13 protein-coding genes are annotated in these 16,727 nt (G+C 40.3%); 9 read left to right on the top strand and 4 right to left on the bottom strand.

From position 1 onward, the window contains the following. Position 1: 1 nt before the first annotated feature. Entirely contained in the window at positions 2 to 1,177 is a 1,176-nt protein-coding gene (locus tag ACOI22_RS06920; protein ID WP_420671282.1) for a phosphoglycerate kinase, read from the top strand. Between the two features lie 140 nt (positions 1,178 to 1,317). Next, on the top strand, positions 1,318 to 2,217 hold the full coding sequence (locus ACOI22_RS06915; RefSeq protein ID WP_420671281.1) for a fructose bisphosphate aldolase: 900 nt from the start codon (positions 1,318 to 1,320) through the stop codon (positions 2,215 to 2,217). A gap of 69 nt (positions 2,218 to 2,286) precedes the next feature. Here the strand turns inward: ACOI22_RS06915 and ACOI22_RS06910 are convergent, their stop codons facing one another. The 4 genes from ACOI22_RS06910 to ACOI22_RS06895 form a co-directional block, all read right to left on the bottom strand. Then, positions 2,287 to 2,868, bottom strand: a complete 582-nt coding sequence (locus tag ACOI22_RS06910; RefSeq protein WP_420671280.1) for a YSC84-related protein — start codon at positions 2,866 to 2,868, stop codon at positions 2,287 to 2,289. Positions 2,869 to 2,938: 70 nt separating this feature from the next. Then, entirely contained in the window at positions 2,939 to 4,468 is a 1,530-nt protein-coding gene (locus ACOI22_RS06905) for an exopolyphosphatase (RefSeq protein WP_420671279.1), read from the bottom strand. A gap of 4 nt (positions 4,469 to 4,472) precedes the next feature. After that, on the bottom strand, positions 4,473 to 6,533 hold the full coding sequence (ppk1, locus tag ACOI22_RS06900; RefSeq protein WP_420671278.1) for a polyphosphate kinase 1: 2,061 nt from the start codon (positions 6,531 to 6,533) through the stop codon (positions 4,473 to 4,475). 21 nt (positions 6,534 to 6,554) lie between these two features. Continuing rightward, the gene (locus ACOI22_RS06895) at positions 6,555 to 7,061 is read right to left on the bottom strand and encodes a glycine cleavage system protein R (RefSeq protein ID WP_420671277.1); all 507 of its coding nucleotides are present in this window, start codon (positions 7,059 to 7,061) and stop codon (positions 6,555 to 6,557) included. Between the two features lie 94 nt (positions 7,062 to 7,155). On the opposite strand from ACOI22_RS06895, the gene ACOI22_RS06890 reads away from it, so the two are divergent. The 7 genes from ACOI22_RS06890 (at position 7,156) to ACOI22_RS06860 (ending at position 16,727) form a co-directional block, all read left to right on the top strand. After that, the gene (locus tag ACOI22_RS06890) at positions 7,156 to 9,303 is read left to right on the top strand and encodes an ABC transporter permease subunit (RefSeq protein ID WP_420671276.1); all 2,148 of its coding nucleotides are present in this window, start codon (positions 7,156 to 7,158) and stop codon (positions 9,301 to 9,303) included. A 2-nt stretch (positions 9,304 to 9,305) separates the two neighbouring features. Further along, complete coding sequence (pstA, locus tag ACOI22_RS06885; protein WP_420671275.1) at positions 9,306 to 10,901, top strand: phosphate ABC transporter permease PstA; 1,596 nt, start codon at positions 9,306 to 9,308, stop codon at positions 10,899 to 10,901. Between the two features lie 4 nt (positions 10,902 to 10,905). Further along, positions 10,906 to 11,712 (top strand): phosphate ABC transporter ATP-binding protein PstB, encoded by an 807-nt coding sequence (gene pstB, locus ACOI22_RS06880; RefSeq protein WP_420671274.1) that lies wholly within the window; start codon positions 10,906 to 10,908, stop codon positions 11,710 to 11,712. A gap of 14 nt (positions 11,713 to 11,726) precedes the next feature. After that, complete coding sequence (gene phoU / locus ACOI22_RS06875) at positions 11,727 to 12,440, top strand: phosphate signaling complex protein PhoU (protein WP_420671273.1); 714 nt, start codon at positions 11,727 to 11,729, stop codon at positions 12,438 to 12,440. Between the two features lie 120 nt (positions 12,441 to 12,560). Next, positions 12,561 to 13,853 carry an inorganic phosphate transporter gene (locus ACOI22_RS06870; RefSeq protein ID WP_420671272.1) on the top strand — a complete coding sequence of 431 codons (1,293 nt, stop codon included), beginning with the start codon at positions 12,561 to 12,563 and terminating at the stop codon, positions 13,851 to 13,853. Positions 13,854 to 13,897: 44 nt separating this feature from the next. Beyond that, positions 13,898 to 14,809, top strand: a complete 912-nt coding sequence (locus ACOI22_RS06865) for a hydrogen peroxide-inducible genes activator (RefSeq protein WP_420671271.1) — start codon at positions 13,898 to 13,900, stop codon at positions 14,807 to 14,809. A 16-nt stretch (positions 14,810 to 14,825) separates the two neighbouring features. Beyond that, on the top strand, positions 14,826 to 16,727 hold the full coding sequence (locus ACOI22_RS06860) for a PAS domain-containing hybrid sensor histidine kinase/response regulator (RefSeq protein WP_420671270.1): 1,902 nt from the start codon (positions 14,826 to 14,828) through the stop codon (positions 16,725 to 16,727).

Genomic DNA, 16,727 nt, shown 5'->3' with positions numbered 1-16,727 from the left:
TATGCCAATTAAGGCGATGCACAACATTGATTTAAACAAGAAAAAAGTTCTTATTCGCCAAGATTTAAACGTGCCTGTTGATAAGGGCGTTATTAGCTCAGATGCACGCTTAAGAGCATCTATGCCAACTATCAAAACGGCACTTGAGAAAAACGCTGCGGTTATTTTGATGTCACATTTAGGCCGTCCAACAGAAGGCCAAGGTGAGGCGCAATATAGTTTACAAATAGTGGCTGATTATTTGTCTGAACATCTTGGGCAAAGCGTTAAGTTTGTGGCTGATTACTTAGGTAAAAACATTGATGTATCGCCGGGCGAAGTTGTGCTGCTTGAAAACGTGCGTTTTAACGCAGGTGAAAAGAAAAACGACGATACACTTGCCAAGCAATATGCAGATTTGTGCGACGTATTTGTAATGGATGCTTTTGGTACAGCTCACCGAGCACAAGCCAGTACTCACGGCGTGGCTAAATATGCCAAAGAAGTATGTGCAGGGCCATTATTAGATGCTGAACTGACCGCGCTAGGCAAAGCCTTAGATAACCCAGCGCGCCCTATGGTTGCCATTGTAGGTGGCTCTAAAGTGAGTACTAAACTTACCGTACTTGAGAGTTTATCAAGCAAAGTTGATCAACTTATTGTGGGCGGTGGTATTGCAAATACATTTATTGCTGCTCAAGGGCACAATGTAGGTAAATCGTTAGTTGAAATGGATTTACTAGACCAAGCTAAAAAATTAATTAGCCAAGCTAAAGCTAATGGCGGTGATATTCCTATACCTACCGACGTTGCGGTAGGTAAGCAATTTTCAGAAAATGAAAAAGCAGTTATTAAAGATGTGAGCGAAGTTGAAGACGACGACATGATTTTTGATATTGGCGCAAATTCAGCGCAAGCTTTAGCTGATATACTGAAAAACGCGGGAACGATTGTTTGGAACGGACCCGTAGGCGTTTTTGAGTTTGATCAATTTGGCGAGGGCACCAAAGCCATTGCTAAAGCGATAGCAGAAAGTAATGCATTTTCGATTGCCGGTGGCGGAGATACCTTAGCCGCAGTCGACAAATATGAAATTGCTGATAAAGTATCTTATATATCTACTGGTGGCGGTGCCTTTTTAGAGTTTCTAGAGGGAAAAACCTTACCCGCAGTAGCTATTTTAGACCGCGACGAATAGTAGGAACTATTCGCGCATTTTTTTAGCGAAATATTCAGTATTAGATTATGCTGAATGTTCGCTAAGTGAAATTTACATTCACACTACACACACTAAATGTAAATGTTTACATACACTACACACCCACAAAGGAGTAAGACATGACGACAGCAGCGCAGCAAGCTATGTTGGAAAAAGTTAAAAACACGGTAGGTTTTATTGCCGCTTTAGATCAAAGTGGTGGCAGTACGCCAAAAGCCCTTAAATTATATGGCGTAGATGAATCTAGCTATAGCAATGATGAAGAAATGTTTGCTTGCGTACATGCAATGCGTACTCGCATAATGACGAGTCCAGCTTTTGATGGGGAGCGTGTATTAGGCGCAATCTTGTTTGAAAACACCTTAGATCGTGATGTTGATGGCAAATCGTCTGCTCATTATTTGTGGCAAAACAAGCAAGTGGTACCCTTTTTAAAAGTGGATAAAGGCCTTGCTGATGAAGAAAACGGCGCTCAAGTGATGAAGCCTATTCCAAACCTTGACGAGTTACTTGCAAAAGCAAATGCACAAGATGTGTTTGGCACCAAAATGCGCTCAGTGGTTAAAATGGCAAATCAAGCAGGCATTACCGCTGTAGTTGAACAACAATTCGCGGTAGGTAAGCAAATTATTGCAGCTGGCTTAGTGCCAATTATAGAGCCAGAAGTAGACATTCACAGCCCAGAAAAAGCAGAAGCCGAAGCGTTATTAAAGGCGGCAATTTTGTCTGAACTTGATAAATTAGATGATGATCAAGTGGTGATGTTGAAGCTCACTATTCCTGAGCAAGCAAATTTTTATGCTGAATGTGTAAGCCATCCGAAAGTACTTAAAGTGGTTGCTTTGTCAGGCGGGTATAGCCGTGAAGATGCAAACAACAAGCTCACTCAAAACAAGGGTATGATTGCAAGCTTCTCACGTGCATTGACTCAAGGCTTAAGTGCGCAGCAGTCAGATAACGAATTTAACACAATGCTAGACGCTGCTATTAAAGGCATTTACGACGCATCTAATACCTAGTATTAGTGAGTCACAAAAAAACGAGCATTCAATGCTCGTTTTTTTGCTTTGAAAAAAGTAAGCGTGTAATCAGTTAAGCGCTTTATCTACCCAAAACTTAGTGCCCTTAACCGTAGCCTGCAAAGCTAAACCGCTTTCGGTCATTGAGTATACGCTTACACCACCTAAGTAGCCTTCACCGTCAGCTGAGGCACCTTTGTCACCGGCCTTGGCAGTGGCGTCAGCATTTCCGCCCATAGTCCATCCATTTTCAACAAAATGCTTGATTGCCTTTTGCGTGTGAAATACCATGACTATACGATAATCTTTCGCCCCTAAACCAAGGCCAACACCGCCTTCGGCCATATTCATATAGGTTTGCGCCCCAGTGAGTTTATTGGTAACTACCCCGTATCCTGTGCCTGCGGCAAAAAATATAATATTAATGTTTGCGTTAGAAAATACGGCATAGCCTGCAGCATTGCTTATTTGAGCGCGGGTATCTGGTTTTTCGGCATATAATTTATTGAGCGTAGCTTGCTGCATATTAAGTATAGCTTGGCGTTTTTCACTAACACTTCCGCTTCCCATTGAGGCGCATCCGCCAATAGCCATAATTGCAATAAGCGCAAAACTTAAAGATACGCGTGAGGCAATGCATTTAATATTCATTATGTTTCCTTTGTAGTTAACGCTCATTTTTATGCTGAAACCTAAGCAAAACTCTCAGCACATTGCAAAATCATGCAATCCCTAAAGACACATCAATGGCTTGCAAATAAGCACTTTCTTTATCAATGTCGGCCACTAATAAAGGTGACAATTCAAACCATTCTTTGGCAAAGCCTAGCTTAATGGTATTTTGCTTAGCTTCTACCGTAAACTCGGGAAGCTCGGGTTGATGGCGGTTTATGTTCAGTAGCACGCTTAAGCGTAATATGGTGAGTAAATAGCCAAAGTGCAGTTTGTCGAGGCTTGATTCATTCACTATTTCATCTAAGCGAATTTTTTTCCTATGAAAGCGCACTAAATTGGCAATAATCATTTGTTGCTCTTGATTGAAGCCGGGCATTTCGGTGTTAAGCAAAACATAGCTTGAATGTTTTTGAATGCCTCTGGAGTTTATTTGTAAACCAAGTTCATGAAGCAATGCAGCCCACCCAAGTAAATGGCGCAGCTGCGATGAATTTAATTCCCAAGTGTCTTTCACCCTTTCAAAAATATACATGCACGTTTTTAGTACTTTATGTGCATATGCGGTATCAACGTCGTAGCGTGTTGCTAGGCTTTGCGCCGTTCTTACTCTCACACTTTGAGTACTATGAGTGGGTTGTAACTCATGCAGCACGCCCTCTCTTAATGCTGCATCGCTGAAAATAATCTCTTCAATTTTAAGTAAGTCGCATATGGCAATTAAGATGCATAAGCCAGCAACAAATACTGAGGTTCTATCTTCTGTTAAGCCCTCAAAATCTAAATTATCAGCATGCTCTGCCGCAATACACTGTTTTAGCAATTGCTTTAAATCACTGCCGTTTACGGGGGAATCTACCGCCAAGCCTTTTGCAGTATTGATGACTGCGCAGGCAGCTCTAGCGGTGCCAGAACTAGCAACCGTTTGTTTCCATTTATATTTACTGAGTTTGGCCGCCGATAACTCAAGCTCAAGTTTTGCCGCCGTAATTGCTTTATTTGTGCGAGATTTATTGATTTTTCCGTTTTCAAAATAGCGCTGCTGAAAGCTCACACAGCCCATTTGAATGCTCTTACAAATAATAGCTTCGGTACCACTACCAATCGCAAATTCGGTTGACCCGCCGCCTATATCAAACACAAGACGTTCACCAGCGAATGATGAATAAGCACCAATACCAACAAATATTAAACGGGCTTCTTCGTTACCTGAAATAATTTCTATGGGGTAGGGGAATACTTCTCTAGCGCGTCTTAAAAATTCACGCGAATTTTTAGCTCGGCGCAAAGTATGCGTAGCGACAATTCGCATAGAGCCCACATCAACACCCTGCAATGACTCTTGCATTAACTCAAGAGTTTGCACACCCCGTTCAATAGCTTCTTGCGACAATACATTGTTTTTATCAAGCCCTTGCGCTAATCGTACCTTCTGCTTAACACGGCTTACAATTTGAACCGCGTCGGCTACTACTCGTGCTACTACTAAATGAAAGCTGTTAGATCCAATATCTAGTGCGGCATACATTTCAGTTTTGCGTTGTTGGCTATCATCAAAGACTTTGTATAAATCGCTCAAGCCATTATTCCTCGCGCTGGGTTAAATAGTGGTGGGTTTGAATTTGCGAACGCAATTTTTTACGATTGCCACGCTTCACATATTGGTTTGTTTGCTCGGCATCTATTACACGCGCTTTTAAGGTATCTTGAAACTGCAGTTCCAGCAAATCCACTATCATTTGCTTGGCATCTTCAGAATACACCGGGCAACCCACCTCAATTCTATAATCCATATTTCGGGTCATCCAATCGGCCGACGATATATAGACTTTTCTATCTCCGCCATTTTCAAACACCATTATCCTTGGGTGTTCTAAAAATCTGTCAACAATACTAATGATTTCAATGTTTTCACTCAGTCCTTTCACCCCAGGAATGAGTGCGCACATTCCGCGTACAATTGCTCTAATTTTTACCCCCGCCTGCGACGCGCGGTAAAGGTCATCAATCAGTTCTTGGTCAACAATATTATTAATTTTAATTGTTATGCGAGCAAAACACCCTTCGGTACTGCGTTGTATTTCTTGGCGTATTAACGATTGTATTTTACTGCGAGCGTTAACCGGTGATACTTGTAAGTGATTAAATCTGTATTTTCTATACGGATTTTGAATCATATCGAAAACTTGGATGCCTTCTAGCGCCATTTCTTCGTTGCAGGTAAATAATGATAAGTCAGTGTATATCTTTGCCGTTTTTTCATTAAAGTTACCGGTACCAAAGTGTGAATAATGACGTATCTTACCGCGTTCTTCACGGGTCACTATGCATAACTTACTGTGAATTTTAATGCTGGGATTACCTAGAACCACTTTAATGCCCGCATCGGTCATACGCTTTGACCACGCAATGTTATTTTCTTCGTCAAAGCGAGCTCGCAATTCAACCACCACAGTCACTTTTTTACCGTTGTCTACCGCATCAACCAATGAGCTAATAATACGTGATTGAGATGCTACTCTGTATATATTTAAACGAATGTGTTTAACCATTGGATCAAAGGCTGCTTGGCGCACAAATTCTGTGAAATGCAGGAAGTCATGGTATGGGTAATAAAGTAAAATATCTTGTTTATCAATGGCTTCAAACACCGTGTCGTGCTCTAAAAACGCCTTGCATTTTATTTTTGGTAAGAAGCTGTGTTCTAAATATGCACGTCCTGGATTTGGGAAACCGATAAAGTCTTTAAAGTTTCTATAGTGACCTGCTGACTGAATCGTATCGGTAGACGATATTCGCAAACGTTTACGCAAATCTAAAATCATCTCCTCTGGCATGCCTGAGTCATGAATAATTCGAACAGGCTCAGCAATGAGTCGTTGCTTCATACTTTCAGACATTTTTTCTACGTAACTTTCATCGATTTCATCGTTTATTGAGTACTCGGCGTCTCGCGTAATTTTAAATGAATAAGCTTCAGCCGTTTCAAATTTCACAAAGCCTTTAAATATTTCGTGAATACAAAGTTTAATGATGTCATCTAGCAAAATAATTAGTTTTTTCTTTCTATCTTTTTCCGAGGGGAGCACCACAAAGCGGCTAATAGAATTAGTTGGAATTTCTACCACTGCGTATTTTGTATTGCGACCAGGACGATATAAAGCCACATCTAAGTATACTGAACTATCATTTAAGCGCTGGATTAGTTGCACTTTATTATCAAGTAAAATAGGAGCTACGTGCAGCAAGACCTTATTTCTAAAGTAATCTTGCACCCACAGCACTTGCTGCTCTGATAACTCATCATGGCCCAAAATAAAAATATTGTAGCGTTGTAACTCTTTGGTAATTTGCCTGTGAATTTTATCGAATTTAGCTGATAACTTATGCACAATCTTTTGCATTGAACTTAGTAATGACAGCAACTCTTGGGCGGTTTCAAACTGTTCTTCATTTTGTGAAATGGTGATTTGGCGCTTAACGTCAGCCACTCTTACACGATAAAACTCATCTAAGTTGTTGCTATATATGCCTAAAAATCGAATCCTTTCAATAAGGGGCGTGTTTATGTCTTCGGCTTCTTGCAAAACCCTTTCGTTAAAAGATAACCAACTAATTTCCTTCGGGAAATATAATGTACTCATGTCTTTAACTATTCCATATTGTTAACTAACTTGCTGTAAATCGACCATTAGGTCATCGGCGATGTTTTCTATAGCGTCGCGTAGTTTTTCTGCATCCATACCATCTTGCAGCTCCACGGTAATACTGGCACTGAAAAGAGGGCTTCCCCAGTTCGGTGCACTTTCGCATAGGGTATCAAGTTCAACAATGTTTACATCAAAGCTTTTTAAGGCGCCTGTGATGTCTCTCACTATTCCTTGGCGATCGTTGCCCGTCACTTTTATTATATATTTGTCACATGCCTGTGGTATAAAGTCGTGCGCGGGTATGAGCGTAATTTGTAGACTAGACAAAGCCTTGCAATCATTGACTAGCTTGTCATGCTGATCTTTTGGCAGCATAATCTCAACAAATCCGGCAAAATGACCACCTAATTGACAAAAGCTACTTTTAAGCCAGTTTCCTTGCGCGTTAGCAACGGCCTTGGCAACATCGTCTACTAAGCCTGGTTTGTCTTGACCAATTATTGAGAGAACCATTGCATGCATACTAAATGTACCTTTTTGTTGATTTGTGAACCTGATAATGCTTTATTATCGCAAAAACATTGCAGCTTTATGAATTTAATACTAAAAATAGAAAATGAAAAGCAAAACTAAGCATATTGAAACAAAACGATTACGAAAAGATTACGCCTTTGGTCGCTTTGTAAGAATCTTTGGTTTGCTAGTGTTGGCAACTTTCGCCACCCTCATTTTTCACATTTTATATAATGCCAGCCCGCTATTCTTTTCACCCAGTGTACAGAAAAATACAATCCTTGAGAGTTCTTTTGCCAAAATTAGTGCGGGGGCAATTGAGTTAAATGGTGACTGGCTTAGCATTAACTATGATAAATGCGCTCTTAGCTTATCTAAAATAGATCGTTCATCAAAAGAAGGTGCAGTCAAAGCTAAGCAATTTGCTCCTCAATGTGACAAGAGTTTAGTGGGGGTTTTTGACGCAAATAATGTTTATGTAGCGATGATAACAAAGCAGGGCATTTTTGAAATTTACAAATTTTCTAACGCTTTAGCCTACGAACTTAATTTAGAAGCGTCATTTGCTCTTCCCTCTTCATTTCTCGGGCAAACAAATTACGCAAATTGGCACATATATTTTCACAATGACCAATTATTTATAAGTCAGCAAAATGGACAGGGTAGTATTACGCTAAACCATCATTTAGCAAGTTTGGTAGAACCTGAAATTACGATATATGAAAGCAGCCCTTTTGTAGTTCCAATTTTGGCGCGAAATATTATTCTAAGTGCAAATGGCAATACCTTAAATGTGATTGATCATAAAGGTAACGTGGTACAACAAATTCAGTACGCATCACCCATTATACAAATTAATGCGATGCAAACTGGACTGGATGTAGCTGTGATCACGCAAACATACGAGCTTTATAAATATTCCGTGTTTAATAAAAATGGCACATTTGCGCTAGGGCTAGTGTTTAATGACTCATTGCTACCATTTTTTAAACCCATTAATGAAATGAGCGCATTAACACATGAGCCTCCGTTTTCACTCAAATTAGAACCTCAGCATAGTGCACTGCTTATATTTGACAAGATTGGCCGCCTAGCCATATTCAACGCTGTAACGGGTGAACACAAGCGCCACATCGAACTTGGCTTCACACCGCAATACATTGACTATTTTAGAGGGGAGTTTATAGGGCGAAATCAAGCAAGTTTTGCGCATTTTAAGCTTGAGAATATGCAGGGTATGATAAGTCTTCAAACATTGTTTGGGAAAAATCAGTATTCAGGCTACGAGAAGCCTGAATACTTATGGCAAACCTCTATGTCGTCAGATGCGCAATCAGCTAAATACAGTATAGTGCCATTAATTATGGGCAGCATAAAAGCGTCACTTCTGGCTCTGGTGGTAGCAATACCGCTAGCCTTAGGTTCAGCTATTTATACCGCATATTTTGCCAGTGATTCACTGCGCAATAAAATCAAACCATTAGTTGAAATGCTAGAAGCGGTGCCTTCGGTAATTATTGGATTTATTGCTGCCATTTGGTTGGCTCCTTTTGCTGAGCAACACTTAGTGGTTATTTTTTCAGTGGTGTTGTTTTTCCCATTGGTGGTCTTATTTTTAACGGCAATGCATAGTATTTTGCAGCCCAAAATGAAAGATACAAATTGGTACAAATGGCAGTTTTTACTCATTACGCTTGCCTTCATTTGTATAATTTTAGTGCTAAGTTTGTTTTTCAATCAATTACCCAGTTATTTCCAGAGCAATGATTCGGTTCACTTTTTAAGCTCATACACACTCTCGAAAACCGCTGTAGTGGTATCAATTGCGCTGGGAATCGCGATATCACCCACTATTTACACCTTAATTGATGATGCTATTTATGAAGTCCCTGACGGCGTAAAGCAAGCCGCTTTCGCTTTAGGTGCATCACCCGTTCAAACCTTGTTTAAAGTAGTATTGGTGGTAGCCTTACCAAGTATTATATCGGCTATTATGCTGGGCTTTGGACGTGCTTTTGGTGAAACCATGATTGTGTTAATGGTAACGGGAAATACACCCGTTGCGAATTGGGATTTATTTTCAGGTATACGTACGCTTACATCTAACTTAGCCATTGAGCTTCAAGAAGCGCAGGTTGATAGCACGCTTTATCATATTTTGTTCCTCACGGCAGCATTACTCTTTGTATTCACATTTATTATTAATACTATGGCTGCATTACTTAAGCGCCGAATGCACCGAGGGGAATAAATGTGGCTTTAAGTATATATCAAAATAAAAGTAATGATGATTACCAAGAGCAATTTAAACAATCGCTAGTTGAAGTATGTGTGATGCTAGCATGCTCTATTTTATTACTTTTATTACTATCTTTATTTGTATTTGTTGCCCTTCAAGGCGGTCGTTATTTTTTACCAATGTCAGTGTTTGAAGTACGAACTTCAATTACAGAACATAATGGCGCTCAATACACACCGCTTGCCCCAAATACTCATATTGAGTATGTATTGAGCCATGATAGTAAGCTCGAAGTAAGGCGAATGTTTGAGAAAAAGAACGAAGCTTACACAAATTTAGCCTTAGCCGAAGAACTCGTACTTGAGGTTTATAAGCCAGATGATGTTTATTTACTGAATACGCGAGCGGGTAAAAAATACTTAGGAAAATTTTCGAGTATTCAGCTGGGCGAAAAAATACTAAGTGATTTATCTCAGTTTGACGAGATAACCACTACCGTAAACACACTATCGCGAAATTTATCAGATATTCAATTAAGCAAGCTCAAGCCTTTACACGAAACTATTGGTGATTTTACTGACAAAGGCGTAGGTATCGAAACGCCCATGTTTCAACGAAAACTGGCTGAATTTAGGCGTTGGCAGCAGTACGCTAATAATATTAGAGATCAAATTCAAAGTCATAGAATCAATATACGCATTGATTCTCAAGATGAGCTAAGTATTGCTTTTATTGATGTGGTTGAATTTTATCAACCCAATGCATTTAGTAATTGGGACGCGATTGCTTACACTTTTAAGCAGCTTTATATCTTCTTAACTGAGTCGCCTAAACAAGCATCTACCAGCGGCGGCGTGTTTCCCGCAATATTCGGCACCTTATTAATGGTAATACTAATGGCGGTGTTTGTTACGCCTTTTGGTGCCATCGCTGCTATATATTTGCATGAATATGCTCCTGCAACGCGTTTAACCACGTTTATTCGTATAAGTGTAAGCAATATGGCAGCAGTGCCTTCGGTAGTTTATGGGGTGTTCGGCCTAGGCTTTTTTGTTTATGGAATGGGCGGAACCATTGACCAATTGCTATTCTCGCAAAGTTTGCCAAGCCCCACCTTTGGCACGCCCGGTTTATTATGGGCTGCATTAACCATGGGAATATTGACCTTACCTGTAGTAATTGTATCTACTGAAGAAGGATTAAAGCGCGTACCTAAAAACCTACGCGCTGGTGCATTAGCTCTTGGCGCGACAAAATATGAAACTATACGGCGCGTAGTGTTGCCTATGGCAAGCCCTGGTATTCTAACCGGAGTCATTTTAGCTATCGCCCGAGCAGCTGGCGAAGTTGCGCCTTTAATACTAGTGGGCGCGGTTAAGTTTGCCCCTAGTTTACCTATTGATAGTGAATTCCCTTTCATTCACTTAGAGCGCCAGTTCATGCATTTAGGTGTGTTTATTTACGATGGCGCATTTCATAATCAAACGGAATCTCAAGTATCGTCACTGATGTTTGCAACGTGTTTACTGTTGCTACTAATTGTATTTTTCCTGAATGTATCAGCCATAATTTTGCGTAATAAATTGCGCAACAAATATAAGCGAATATAACAAGATGTTTAAGCTATTTGAACGAGATGTAATGCCGGTAGAAGAGTTTTCTTCGGCCACTACTAGTATTACCGTAAAAGACTTAAGTGTAAGTATGGATGCAAAAAATGTGCTTAATAAAATTAATCTCCGCGTTCCTAAAAATAGAATTACGGCGTTAATTGGGCAAAGTGGTTGCGGTAAAACAACACTTTTAAATAGCATTAATCGAATGAATGAATTTGTGAGTTCGCACAAAATGAGTGGCGAAATTTGGATTGATGATCGAAATATCTATGATAAACGAGAGCGTGTATCAAAACTGCGCTCGCAAATAGGCATGGTATTTCAACGGCCAAATCCTTTTCCCATGAGCATTTATGAAAATGTGGCCTTTGGTTTGCGTATTAAAGGCGAGAATAACCGCCGAGTTTTGGATGACACGGTAGAGTCAGCACTAAAGAAAGCATCGTTATGGGAAGAAGTAAGAGATAGGTTATTTGAATCAGCCTTAGTGTTATCAGGAGGCCAACAGCAAAGATTAATGATAGCTCGAGCACTCGCCCTAGAGCCACCAATATTGTTGTTAGATGAACCTACATCAGCCCTTGATCCATTAACTACATTGCATATAGAAGAGTTAATCATACAGCTGAAAAAACAATGCACAATATTGATTGTGACGCATAATATGCAACAAGCTGCTAGGGTGTCTGACTATGCGGCGTTTATTCATAAAGGAGAGCTAATAGAGTACTCTGATAGCGATTCGTTATTTACCATGCCCAATATGCAACAAACCGAAGATTATATTACTGGCCGATACGGCTAACCGAGGAATATTAAGTGCGCCGTCAAATTCAATTAAGTACGCATATATCTGCTAAATTTAACCAAGAGTTAGAGAATTTAAAGCACTCTGTGTTGACTATGGGAGGGGTGATAGAGCAGCAGCTAGTTAACACACTTGTTGCGCTTAAGGAAAACGCACCAAGTTTGGCTGAGCGAGTGGCACTTAATGATACCCGCGTAGATTCGATGGAAACCCAAGTTGAACAAGAATGTATGCGCATAATTGCCAAGCGAAATCCTACTGCAGGTGATTTACGTTTGATTATGACTGTTTCAAAAACAGCAACTGATTTAGAGCGAATAGGCGATGAAATAGCGCGTGTTGCGAAATTGGTCACTAAAAATAAGATTCCTAATTCTGACACGGTTTTATCAGGCATGATGGATATTGGTAATCGAAACGTGGCTATGATGCGAGCAACTTTTGACGCATTTGCTCGACAAGACGACAAAGCCGCTGTATTAGCACACCAGCAAGATCATGAAATAGATAAGGTTTACAAAAAGGTACTGGAACATACTGCGCTTGAAATTCAAAATAACCCAGATGATATTAATTTATGGTTAGATGTATTATGGGCGATTCGCGCTTTTGAGCGCGTGGGTGACCGTTGTAAAAACATTTGTGAGTATGTTATATATTTAACTTACGGCAGAGACCTTAGCAGTACAAGCATGAAAAAAACGGTTAAGAAACTATTAAAATAGTGGGTTCAATTGTTGCAGTTTTTTGACAATTTCTGATATTGGCCGTTTAAGGTTGCGGTTTCACATGTTTGCATTTATATTCCACCATTAATTTCATTATGGACGTTATTTCTTTTACTTATGGATTTAATTCAAAGTTATGGCCTAATTCTTGTGGCACTTGCCGCAGTTGTGGGTTTTATTATGGCCTGGGGTATTGGCGCCAATGATGTTGCGAATGCCATGGGAACCTCGGTTGGGGCGAAAGCGATCACACTTAAGCAAGCTATTATTATTGCGATGGTGTTTGAATTTGCAGGTGCTTATCTAGCCGGTGGCGAAGTTACCGCCACTATCAGAAAAGGCATTATAGATGCCGATTACTTTACTGATATCCCTGAATTACTTGTTTTAGGTATGATCTCTTCGCTTTTTGCGGCAGGGCTTTGGCTTATTATTGCCTCGTATAAAGGTTGGCCTGTATCTACAACTCACTCTATTGTGGGGGCCATTGTAGGTTTCACTGCTGTTGGTGTAAGCGCAGAAGCGGTAGCGTGGGGCAAAATATTAGGCATAGTAGGTAGCTGGATAGTTACCCCTGCGCTTGCCGGTATCATTGCAGTAGCGATTTTCTTAAGTGCCAAAAAACTTATTCTTGATAGAAAACATCCCCTTTTAGCTGCAGTAAAGTACATCCCTTATTATATGGGCTTAGCTGGCTTTATTATGTCCTTAATCACCATTCAGAAAGGTTTGAAGCATGTGGGATTAGGATTACCATTTATGGAAGGTTTAGTCTTGGCAGCCGCAATTGGTATTTTGGTTGCTATTGTAGGCATGGTTTTAGTGCGCAGGCTTAGCCGTAAAATGCTACATTCAAAAGAAGCTGAATTAATCATATCGGCCGAAGAGCAAAATATAAGTGTAGAGCGTGTTTTCGCGGTGCTTATGGTACTTACGGCATGTTGTATGGCTTTTGCTCATGGTTCGAATGATGTTGCTAATGCCATTGGGCCTTTGGCGGCCGTAGTAAGCGTAGTTTCGAATAATGGTGACATAGCTGGCAAAGCAGATTTAGCTTGGTGGGTGCTACCTTTGGGCGGCTTTGGTATCGTAATGGGCTTAGCCTTGTTTGGCCATCGTGTTATGAAAACCATAGGTCAAGGCATCACACACCTAACGCCTTCAAGGGGCTTTGCTGCAGAACTTTCAGCGGCGACCACCGTGTTAATAGCCTCTGGGACTGGTCTTCCTATATCTACTACACAAACATTAGTGGGTGCCGTACTAGGAGTCGGTTTAGCCCAAGGTATATCTGCTCTAAATGCTAAAACAGTGAAGAGCATTGTAACGTCTTGGGTAATTACCTTACCCGCTGGTGCAGCGTTCTCAATTATGTTCTTTTATTTCTTGAGGCTGATATTTGGAGTCTAGTGTGCTATAAGTGTAATCACGATAAATAACTCGTTTGATTACCTTTGCGTCCACCAAATTTAAAACATTTACACTACTTAACAGTGCTGCACAAAGAGCAGCACTTTTTACGTGCAGCAGATAAATGCAACGTAAGCCAATCTACGCTTAGCGCTGCTATTCAGAATCTTGAAGAGAGCGTAGGTCAGCAATTGCTTGAGCGCGAACACAAAGCTTTTGTGTTTACTGACTTTGGCGAAGCGTTAGTTGAGCGCAGTAAAATATTGCTGCAACACAGCCAAGACTGGATAACCTTTGCTCAATCATCGGGTGATTGGCAAACCGGTGTGCTAAAACTCGGCGTTATACCTACTATTGCCCCCTTTCTATTTGAATCGCTCATCACGAGCATGCAACAATCATTGCCGCAAATTCAGCTAAAATTATTGGAAGATACAACCGACAATTTGCTAAGTAAATTATCAGAAGGCGAATTAGATTTACTCATTTTGGCTTTGCCGATGAAAACGCCAGGTTGTAAACAAATGGTATTGGGGAAAGATCCATTTCACCTGATTGCCCATAAAGACAAGGCTGCCGATTTGCCTGAGCATTTAGAAATAGAACAGTTGCCAGAAAACAGTATTTTCTTGCTGCAAAAAGAGCATTGTTTGACAGAACACGCCGTAAGTGCATGTAATTTGGCGCATAAGGCACAAGTAAGCTCACTTACTGCTAATAGTTTGCACACCTTAGTTTCACTGGTAAATAGCCAAATGGGCTATACGTTTTTACCACAAATGGCTTTAAATAAAGGGATTTTACAAAACTCAGATGTTGTTGCAATGTCAGATGATGACAGTGCTTTTAGAGAAATAGGCTTAGTATGGAGAATGGGCACAACGCGTATGCAGCTGTTTAGACATTTGGCTAAACTATTCGCCCCATTATTGCCGCAACCAAACGATATTCTTTAAGAGGCGAATCGCTAGTATGAAGCAAATAAGTAGTGAAATTTTTCTACGCGCATTTAAGCACTCAAACACCTTTTTTATTGAGTCGAGCAATCTTACTGGCGAACCCATATTATCGGCGTCTGACAATATAAATACATTATTGGGATATGCATCTTCAGAACTATGTAACGAACAAACACTGTTCGATGATTTAATTTTTGAAGATGATACAGCGCATTATTTGTTAGAAAGCCAACAGGGCTTACTTGATGAGGCATGCGAAGAAATTGTTCATACTGTTTATCGCTTAGTTCACAAGAATGGTTTTACCGTTTGGGTAAAAGATGCGGCCCAAGTCGTTCGGGAAAACGGACGGGCAACATCTGTTATACATTTGTTGTCAGATGTAAGCTCAGATATGCAAGTTAGAGAAAGACTCGAAGCAGAAAAAGAGCGCTTAGTAGGGGTGTTGCACAATGCTGGCTTTGGCTTGTGGGAGTGGGATACAAGCGATGACAACATATATTGTGACAATGGCTGGTCAAAGCTTGTAGGTTTCCCGAATCCGGTCAAAAGCTTACGTATTAGTCGCTTTTACGCGTTAATCCACCCTGATGAATTAGCAAATTTTAAATCTGAGCTAAACGATTTCATAAATGCCAAACAGCCTAAGTTTCATAAAGTCGTAAGGGTCCGCCATTTATCTGGTAAGTGGAGGCATCATATGCTCCACGCCAGTCTTTATATTAACAAGCAAAATCAGAACCTTGTGTTAAATATGTCGCATAGCGATATAACTGAGCAGCGCGAGAGTGAGTTATCAGCTTTAGCGGCTTTATCAACTCGTAATCAATTTTTTGCCCGTGTATCTCATGAAATTCGTACACCGCTGCATGCGATTTTAGGTATGCTAGCTATGATGAAACAAGAGTTATCACCGCAATCTTCTTCAGACAAAATAGACAAAATTATTGCTAACTCAGAACATTTATCATTTCTATTAAATGATATTTTAGACTTAGCAAAGTTAAATGAAGCGAAGTTAAGAATTTCTATTGAAATGGTGTCGGTCACCGAAGTATTTACGCAAGTGGTACGGCTATTTATTTTCAAAGCTCAAGAGAAAGAATTATCGCTATACGCAACCTTGCCTGACCTCCAGCACGACATGGTTATGACAGACAAAGTGCGATTAACGCAAGTGTTGTGCAACTTGGTATCAAACGCAATTAAATATACGCATAGCGGAAGTGTGCATGTATATACAAAAATGCAAGATAGCCGCTTAGTGCTGTGCGTTGAAGACACAGGCATCGGGATTAAGAATACGGTTGATATTTTTGATGCCTATAAGCAAGAAGAGTCAGGACATGCATTAGGCTCATTGAGCACCGGACTAGGGCTAGAAATTGTGAAGAAATTAAGTGATTTACTTGGCATTGATCTTAATTTAGTGTCAAGTACTTCAGGCTCGTTGTTTTCTCTTACCTTAGGCAAACCCATGCCGAATAATACAGTGTCTAAAACCGTGAAGTATGAGGAAACAAGCACTACAGCCAGTCTTGAAGGGATACGAGTATTGATTGTAGATGACAGTGATATTAATCGTGAAATTGTACTGTCATTACTGGAAGATGTGGGCGCACAATGCATAGAAGCAATAGATGGTTATGAAGCGGTCAAGATGGTGGAAAAAGATAAGGCGATTGACGTGGTTCTTATGGATAAACATATGCCGAATATGAATGGTATTGAAGCTACCGAGCAAATTCGCAAGCACACCAATCCTGATACTCAACCTATTATAATTGCCGTTACAGCAGACGCATTTGATATTGATTCTGAGTTGTGGTTTGACTTAGGGGTAGATGAAATTGTGACCAAACCGTTTGATATGGATATTTTACTTAAAACCATTCAACGCTGCTTGAGAAAGTAA

The sequence above is a fragment of the Glaciecola sp. 2405UD65-10 genome, assembly GCF_048820975.1.
Classification (GTDB): Bacteria; Pseudomonadota; Gammaproteobacteria; order Enterobacterales; family Alteromonadaceae; genus Glaciecola.
The sequence above is the reverse complement of the archived record's forward strand: the minus strand, read 5'-3'. Positions and strand labels throughout refer to the sequence as shown.

Excerpts from the sequence above, each read along its gene's own strand:
- ACOI22_RS06910 (WP_420671280.1), bottom strand. The coding sequence starts at position 2,868 with ATGAATATTAAATGCATTGCCTCACGCGTATCTTTAAGTTTTGCGCTT.
- ACOI22_RS06890 (WP_420671276.1), top strand. The coding sequence starts at position 7,156 with ATGAAAAGCAAAACTAAGCATATTGAAACAAAACGATTACGAAAAGAT.
- ACOI22_RS06920 (WP_420671282.1), top strand. The coding sequence starts at position 2 with ATGCCAATTAAGGCGATGCACAACATTGATTTAAACAAGAAAAAAGTT.
- pstB (WP_420671274.1), top strand. The coding sequence starts at position 10,906 with ATGTTTAAGCTATTTGAACGAGATGTAATGCCGGTAGAAGAGTTTTCT.
- ACOI22_RS06860 (WP_420671270.1), top strand. The coding sequence starts at position 14,826 with ATGAAGCAAATAAGTAGTGAAATTTTTCTACGCGCATTTAAGCACTCA.
- ACOI22_RS06915 (WP_420671281.1), top strand. The coding sequence starts at position 1,318 with ATGACGACAGCAGCGCAGCAAGCTATGTTGGAAAAAGTTAAAAACACG.
- ACOI22_RS06870 (WP_420671272.1), top strand. The coding sequence starts at position 12,561 with ATGGATTTAATTCAAAGTTATGGCCTAATTCTTGTGGCACTTGCCGCA.
- ppk1 (WP_420671278.1), bottom strand. The coding sequence starts at position 6,533 with ATGAGTACATTATATTTCCCGAAGGAAATTAGTTGGTTATCTTTTAAC.
- ACOI22_RS06895 (WP_420671277.1), bottom strand. The coding sequence starts at position 7,061 with ATGCATGCAATGGTTCTCTCAATAATTGGTCAAGACAAACCAGGCTTA.